Origin of the sequence: Burkholderia sp. AU33803 (genome assembly GCF_002223095.1) — a bacterium.
In the GTDB taxonomy this organism is placed as follows: domain Bacteria; phylum Pseudomonadota; class Gammaproteobacteria; order Burkholderiales; family Burkholderiaceae; genus Burkholderia.
Map to the genome: position 1 here is coordinate 203,576 of NZ_NKFJ01000003.1, position 7,201 is coordinate 210,776.

6 protein-coding genes are annotated in these 7,201 nt (G+C 64.8%); 1 reads left to right on the forward strand and 5 read right to left on the reverse strand.

The features are described from left to right. Nucleotides 1-264: 264 nt before the first annotated feature. The 5 genes from paaK to paaN form a co-directional block, all read right to left on the reverse strand. Nucleotides 265-1,563, reverse strand: coding sequence for a phenylacetate--CoA ligase PaaK (gene paaK / locus CFB41_RS02360; RefSeq protein WP_089455518.1), 1,299 nt, complete (start codon nt 1,561-1,563; stop codon nt 265-267). Nucleotides 1,564-1,601: 38 nt separating this feature from the next. Next, on the reverse strand, nt 1,602-2,054 hold the full coding sequence (gene paaI, locus CFB41_RS02365; RefSeq protein ID WP_071335534.1) for a hydroxyphenylacetyl-CoA thioesterase PaaI: 453 nt from the start codon (nt 2,052-2,054) through the stop codon (nt 1,602-1,604). Between the two features lies 1 nt (nt 2,055). After that, nucleotides 2,056-2,847, reverse strand: a complete 792-nt coding sequence (gene paaG / locus CFB41_RS02370) for a 2-(1,2-epoxy-1,2-dihydrophenyl)acetyl-CoA isomerase PaaG (RefSeq protein ID WP_089455519.1) — start codon at nt 2,845-2,847, stop codon at nt 2,056-2,058. A 45-nt stretch (nt 2,848-2,892) separates the two neighbouring features. Continuing rightward, the gene (gene pcaF, locus CFB41_RS02375) at nt 2,893-4,095 is read right to left on the reverse strand and encodes a 3-oxoadipyl-CoA thiolase (RefSeq protein WP_089455529.1); all 1,203 of its coding nucleotides are present in this window, start codon (nt 4,093-4,095) and stop codon (nt 2,893-2,895) included. 87 nt (nt 4,096-4,182) lie between these two features. Further along, a complete protein-coding gene (gene paaN, locus CFB41_RS02380; RefSeq protein WP_089455520.1) occupies nt 4,183-5,889 on the reverse strand; it encodes a phenylacetic acid degradation protein PaaN in 1,707 nt (568 codons plus the stop codon). A 129-nt stretch (nt 5,890-6,018) separates the two neighbouring features. Here paaN and CFB41_RS02385 point away from each other — a divergent pair, with 129 nt between their 5' ends. Beyond that, nucleotides 6,019-6,795, forward strand: a complete 777-nt coding sequence (locus tag CFB41_RS02385) for an enoyl-CoA hydratase (RefSeq protein ID WP_069247041.1) — start codon at nt 6,019-6,021, stop codon at nt 6,793-6,795. Nucleotides 6,796-7,201 lie beyond the last annotated feature (406 nt).

A 7,201-nucleotide genomic window follows, 5' to 3' on the forward strand; every position in this document is an offset into this window, starting at 1 on the left:
TGTGGCGCGGCGCGGGTGGCTGGGGTTTCTCGGGTCACCGTCAATGCGGTAGGCGCAGCATTCGTGGAAGCGGCGGTGTGCGCGGGGCACGTCGCTCGGATCGTGAGGGCGGACGTGCTGTGTCAGATTTCGCGATGCGCTTGTTGCGTCGGCGGATGCCCAAATGCATCCCGGAATGAAACAGCCCGATCGGTGTTGGCCGATCGGGCTGTTTCATTTGCAGCCACGGATTCACCGCGCGTGATTGACGCGCAGCGACTTTCGTCAGCCCCTGCGCTTGTCGACGACGCGTCGCGCCTTGCCGACCGACCGCTCGATCCCGTTCACGGGCAGCACGTTGATCACGGCCGTCACGCCGATCAGCGACTTGATGTCGTAGGCGAGCGCCTGTTTTGCCGCATGGATCGCCGCCGTATCGGGTGCTGTCTCGGGGCAAGGCTCGACATTGAGCGTCATCACGTCGAGCGGACCTTCCTTCGTCAGCACGATCTGATAGTGTGGCGCGAGCGCGCGCTGCTTGAGCAACTGCTCCTCGATTTGCGTCGGGAACACGTTGACGCCGCGCACGATCATCATGTCGTCCGAGCGCCCGGTGATTTTCTCCATCCGGCGCATCGTGCGGGCAGTGCCGGGCAACAGCCGCGTGAGGTCGCGGGTCCGGTAGCGGACGATCGGCAGCGCCTCCTTCGTCAGCGACGTGAACACGAGCTCGCCGAGTTCGCCGTCCGGAAGCACTTCGCCGGTTTCGGGATCGATGATTTCCGGGTAGAAGTGGTCTTCCCAGATGGTCGGACCATCCTTGGTCTCGACGCATTCGGATGCGACGCCGGGGCCCATCACTTCGGACAGCCCGTAAATGTCGACCGCATCGATGCCCATCCGCTGCTCGATCGCGACGCGCATGTCGTTGGTCCAGGGTTCCGCGCCGAAGATGCCGATGCGCAGCGAACTCTGCACGGGATCGAGACCTTGGCGCTCGATTTCGTCGGCGATCGACAGCATGTAGCTCGGCGTCACCATGATGATGTCGGGTCGGAAATCCTGAATCAGCTGCACCTGCTTCTCGGTCTGGCCGCCACCGAACGGGATCACGGTCAGCCCTGCGCGTTCGGCGCCGTAGTGCGCGCCAAGCCCGCCCGTGAACAGGCCATAGCCGTAGCTGACGTGCACCTTGTCGCCGCGGCGCGCACCGGCGGCGCGGATCGAGCGCGCGACGAGATTCGCCCAAGTGTCGATGTCGCCGGCCGTATAGCCGACGACCGTCGGCTTGCCGGTCGTGCCCGACGACGCATGAATGCGCGAGATCTGGTCTTGCGGCACCGCGAACATCCCGAACGGGTAACTGTCGCGCAGGTCGCTCTTCGTCGTGAACGGGAAACGCGACAGGTCGGCGAGCGTCTTCAGGTCGTCCGGATGGACACCCGCGTCGTCGAACTTGCGACGATAGACGGGGGAGTGGTCATACGCATGCCGGAGCGACCACTTGAGGCGCTCGAGCTGCAGCGCGGTCAGCTCGTCGCGTGAGGCGGTCTCGATCGGCTCGAGCGGTAGCGGGGTAGTCATGCATGTCTCCAGTGTTTGTTATGTGCGAGCCGTCGACGTCAGCGGTCTTCCGGGATGACCGTGCCCTTGATCTGGGCGGATTTGCCGCGAAACATCGCGACGGTTTCGCCGGTCTGGTTCGTGACGCGGATGTCGTAGATGCCTTGGCGGCCGGCGCGCGCCTGCTCGATCGCCTCGGCCGTCAGCACGTCATCGCCGTGCACGGGGCGCAGGAATTCGATCGAGCAGCCGGCCGCGACGGTATTCACGTTGTACGAGTTACACGCGAACGCGAACGTCGAATCGGCCAGCGTGAAGATGATCCCGCCATGGCAGGTCTGATGCCCGTTCAGGAATTCGGGCCGCACGCGCATCTGCAGGCGCGCGTAGCCGGCTCGGACTTCGGCAATTTCCATCCCGAACGCACGGCTGCATGCGTCGGCGTCGTACATGGCCCGCGCGGTGGCGCGGGCGAGTGCATCGGGGTCGAGCGTGGCAGTGGCGTTTGTCATGTCAACGCCCCTCGAAGCGCGGCGCGCGCTTCTCGATGAATGCCTTCACGCCTTCCGCGTAGTCGTGCGACTGGCCGAGCCTGCGCTGCAGGTCGCGTTCCATGTCGAGTTGCTGGTCGAGCGTGTTCGTGACACTGGCACGCATCGATTGCTTGATCGATGCGATCGCGAGCGTCGGCTGCTGCGCGAGCTGGGTGGCGAGCTGGCGGGCTGACGCAGCGAGCGCATCGTCGTCGACCGCGCGCCAGATCAAGCCCCATTGCTCGGCCTGTTCGGCGTCGAGCTTGTCGCCGGTCAGCGCGAGCCCCAGCGCGCGGGCCATGCCGACGCGTTGCGGCAGGAACCACGTGCCGCCCGAATCGGGCACGAGACCGATCTTGACGAAGGCCTGGATGAAGCTGCTCGAGCGGGCGGCGAACACGAGATCGCAGGCGAGCGCGAGATTCGCACCGGCGCCGGCCGCGGTGCCGTTGACGGCGGCGATCACCGGAATCGGCAGATGCTGCAGGCGGCGGATCAGTGGATTGAAGTGCTCGTCGATCAGCGCGCCGAGATCGGTGGACGCGCCCGGCGTGAAGTCGAGATCAGCCAGGTCCTGGCCCGCGCAGAAGCCGCGCCCCGCACCTGTCAGGATCAGCGCGCGCGCGCCGGCCGCCTCGACATCATCGAGCGCCGACTGCAACTCGCGATGCATCGCCCGCGTAAAGCTGTTCAGCTTGTCGGGACGGCTGAGGGTAATCGTGGCTACGTTCGAGGCCTGATCGATTTCCAGCTGAATCGCCTGATAGGACATGCAGTGTCTCCTTCAAGACTTCGTTATAGGCGCGCCGTGCGTGGGTTACACGCGTTCGATCGCGAGTGCGATGCCCTGGCCGACGCCGATGCACATCGTACAGAGCGCAAAGCGGCCGCCCGTACGCTCGAGTTGGTGGAGCGCCGTGGTCACGAGCCGGGCGCCCGATGCGCCGAGCGGATGGCCCAATGCGATTGCTCCACCGTTCGGGTTCACGCGCGGATCGTCGTCGGCGACGCCGAGCATGCGCAGCACCGCGAGACCTTGGGACGCGAACGCCTCGTTCAGCTCGATCACGTCGAATTGATCGATGGTCATGCCGAGTCGGTGCAGCAGTTTTTGCGTGGCCGGCGCGGGGCCGATGCCCATCACGCGCGGCGCGACGCCGGCTGTCGCCATGCCGATGACGCGTGCGCGGCGGCGCAGGCCGTACTGGTCGGCTGCCAGCGCATTGGCGAGCAGCAGCGCGCACGCACCGTCGTTGACGCCCGAGGCGTTGCCGGCCGTCACCGAGCCGTCCGGACGCACGACGCCCTTCAGCTTCGCGAGCGCTTCGAGCGATGTCTCGCGCGGATGCTCGTCGCGCGATACGACCAGCGGATCACCTTTCTTCTGCGGAATCGTGACGGCAACGATTTCGTCGGCGAGCGTACCGTCCTGCTGCGCACGCGCGGCCTTTTGCTGGCTGCGCAGCGCGAACAGATCCTGGTCGGCGCGGCTGATGTTGTAGTCGACCGCGACGTTTTCGGCCGTCTCGGGCATCGAATCGACGCCATAAAGCTGTTTCATCAGGGGATTGATGAAGCGCCAGCCGATCGTCGTGTCGAAGATGTCGGCCTGGCGTGCGAACGCGCTCGGGGCCTTGCCCATCACGAACGGCGCACGCGTCATGCTCTCGACGCCGCCCGCGATCATCAGACGCGCCTCGCCGGCCTTGATCGCGCGCGCGGCTGTGCCGACCGCGTCCATCCCGGAGCCGCACAGCCGGTTCAGCGTCGTGCCGGGCACGTCGGTCGGCAGGCCCGCGAGCAACGCCGACATGCGCGCTACGTTGCGGTTGTCCTCGCCGGCCTGGTTTGCGCAGCCGTAGATCACATCGTCGATTGCCGTCCAGTCGACGTCACGATTGCGCTCGATGAGCGCCTTGAGCGGCACTGCACCGAGGTCGTCGGCACGGACGTCTTTCAGGGCGCCGCCGTAGCGGCCGATGGGAGTGCGAATCGCGTCGCAGATAAAGGCGTCTGTCATGGGCGTATCGATGAGCAACGAACCCGCCGGGTGGCGGATTCGTTCATGGTAGAGAACGTGGCGGCGTTTGCACGTCGGCCATTCGGGTTATGCCGGTTGGCCGGCTTCCACGGGTGCTGCTTTCGGCGCAACATGGACACGGCTTTGCACTACGCGGAACCGGTTGGCGACGAACGCCGGGTCGGCCAGCGCCGCGTTGGCTGCCGGATTCGCGCCCGTGCCGTGGAAATCCGAGAACGCTGCCGACTGGTTCACGAACACGCCGCCCGTCAGGTTGATCGACAGTGCGACACCACCGCGTACCGCCGCATCGTGGGCGGCGTCGACGATCGCGTCGTCGGTGCTGTAGACGGAGAGGGTCAGCGCGCCATGTTCCGCCGCGATTTCCCCGGCGAGGTCGAGCGATTGCGCGGTCGAGTCGGTCGCGATCACGAACGAGATCGGGCCGAACCATTCCTGCGTGAATTTCTCGCGATCGGCCACGTCGAGTTGCAGCACGAGCGGCGTGCGCACGCGGGCATCAGGGAACGCAGGGTGCTGGAGGGTCAGGCTGTCGGCGAGCACGCGGCCGAGCTTGCGTGCGTTGTCGATACGCGCGGTCACGCTTTCGTTCTGGATGGCGCCGATCAGTTCGACCGAGCGTGCCGGGTCGCCGGTGAGTTTTTGCACGGCAACGGCGATGGCCTGTGCGACCTCGTCGAAGCTCGCATGGCCGTCCGCCGTCCGGATGCCGTCGCGCGGCACGTAGATGTTCTGCGGTGCCGTGCACATCTGGCCGGAGTACAGCGCCAGCGAAAACGCGATGTTCTTGGCAGCGGCCTTCAGGTCGTCGGTCGAGTCGATCACGATCTGGTTGACGCCGGCCTTCTCTGTATAGACCTGTGCCTGATGGGCATGGCGTTCGAGCCACGTGCCGTTTTGCGTGCTGCCGGTGAAGTCGATCAGCTTGATCTCGGGGCGCAGCGCGAGATCCTGGACGAGTGCGCCGTCGTTGGGTTCGGTCGCGAGGAGCGTGACGACGTTCGGATCGAAACCGGCTTCGCGCAGCACGTCGCGAGCGATCCGGACGGTGATGGCGAGCGGCAGGATCGCGCCCGGATGCGGCTTGACGATCACGGTGTTGCCGGTTGCGAGATCGGCGAACAGGCCGGGATAGCCGTTCCAGGTCGGGAAGGTGCAGCAGCCGAGCACGAGCCCGGTGCCGCGCGGGACGATCGTGTAGCGCTTGTGCATCGCGAGCGGCGGGTTCTTGCCTTGCGGCTTTTCCCAGTGTGCGTCGGCCGGGATGCGGCGCAGTTCATCCCATGCATAGGCGACTGCCTCGAGCGCGCGATCTTGTGCGTGCGGGCCGCCGGCCTGGAACGCCATCATGAATGCCTGCCCCGTGGTGTGCATCACGCTGTAGGCGATTTCGAAGCTGGCGCGATTCAGGCGCGCGAGGATTTCGAGACTGACGCCGATCCAGGCGCTCGGGCCGGCTTCGCGCCATGAGCGCTGTGCTGCGGCAGCGGCGGCGATCAGTTCGTCGGGCGTCGACTTCGGATACCGGAGGCCCAGTGCAATACCGTACGGCGAGCGCTCTGCGCCGACCGTTTCTCCGGATGCCGGCTGGTCGATCGCGAACGTCTTGTCGAGATGCGACTTGAACGCGGCCTCGCCATCTGCGTTCGCGCTTTCCCCGTACACTTTGGGGCTCGGCATTTCGGCGAACGGGCTCCAGTACCCGCGGCTCTCGATGGCGGCGAGTGCGTGTTTCAGCGTGTCTTCGTGCTTCGTGAACAGTGCATGGGTCATGGCGGCGGCCTGATGGACGTTGAGAGGGGTTGGATCGATTAATTAACCGACCGGTTGGTCGGAGAATGGTAGCATCAAACTATTCGCATGTGCGAGGCGTTTCTCATTTCATTGATCGAGGAGAAATAGATGGCTTACGAGAACATCCTGGTGGAGACCCGGGGGCGTGTCGGGCTGGTTACGCTGAACCGTCCGAAGGCGCTGAATGCGCTGAACGATGCACTGATGGATGAACTGGGAGCCGCGCTGAAAGCGTTCGATGCGGACGATGGCATCGGCGCGATCGTCGTGACCGGGAGCGAGAAGGCGTTCGCGGCGGGCGCCGACATCGGCATGATGGCGACCTACTCCTATATGGATGTCTACCGGGGCGACTACATCACGCGCAACTGGGAGACGGTCCGCGAGATCCGCAAGCCGATCATTGCCGCGGTTTCGGGCTTTGCGTTGGGTGGTGGCTGCGAGCTGGCCATGATGTGCGACATCATCTTTGCGGCGGACACGGCCAAGTTCGGCCAGCCGGAAATCAAGCTGGGTGTCATGCCGGGTGCGGGCGGCACGCAGCGCTTGCCGCGCGCGGTGTCGAAAGCGAAGGCGATGGACATGTGCCTGACTGCCCGCTTCATGGATGCTGCCGAAGCGGAGCGCGCAGGGCTCGTGTCGCGCGTGCTGCCGGCCGACACGCTGCTCGACGAGGCGCTTGCCGCCGCGGCGACGATCGCCGAGTTTTCGCTGCCGGCGGTCATGATGGTCAAGGAGTCGGTGAACCGTGCGTACGAGACGACGCTGGCCGAAGGCGTCCATTTCGAACGTCGGCTGTTCCATTCGCTGTTCGCGACTGAAGACCAGAAGGAGGGGATGGCGGCTTTCGTCGAAAAGCGGAAGCCGGTGTTCAAGCACCGCTGATCGTGCTGTCAGGGTAGGCGGCGGGGGCTTTTTCAAAATATTTTCACAAAGGGCTTGCGTAGACGGGGGTGGGTGCTTAGAATCACGCCTCTTTCGCGCTAACGGAAACGCGGCGCGGGAGAAGGGAAGCAGGGTGGGTGGTGTGCTGGAGCGCGCCACTGGCCTAGAAGTTGAGCCCCGCAGTCGCAACGATGTAGTGTAAAAAAGTTGTTGACGAACTGCGAAACACGGTTCATAATCTCGCTTCTCTGCTGCTGAAAACGCAGCGCTGCCGGGAAACACGAAGTTCCTCGCAGAATGCTCTTTAAAAATTAACAGCCGATAAGTGTGGGCGCTTGATGGAAGCGAGCTGATCCTCGGATCAGATAGCGAAAGTATCAAGAGTCTCACACTAAAGTAAGTCAGG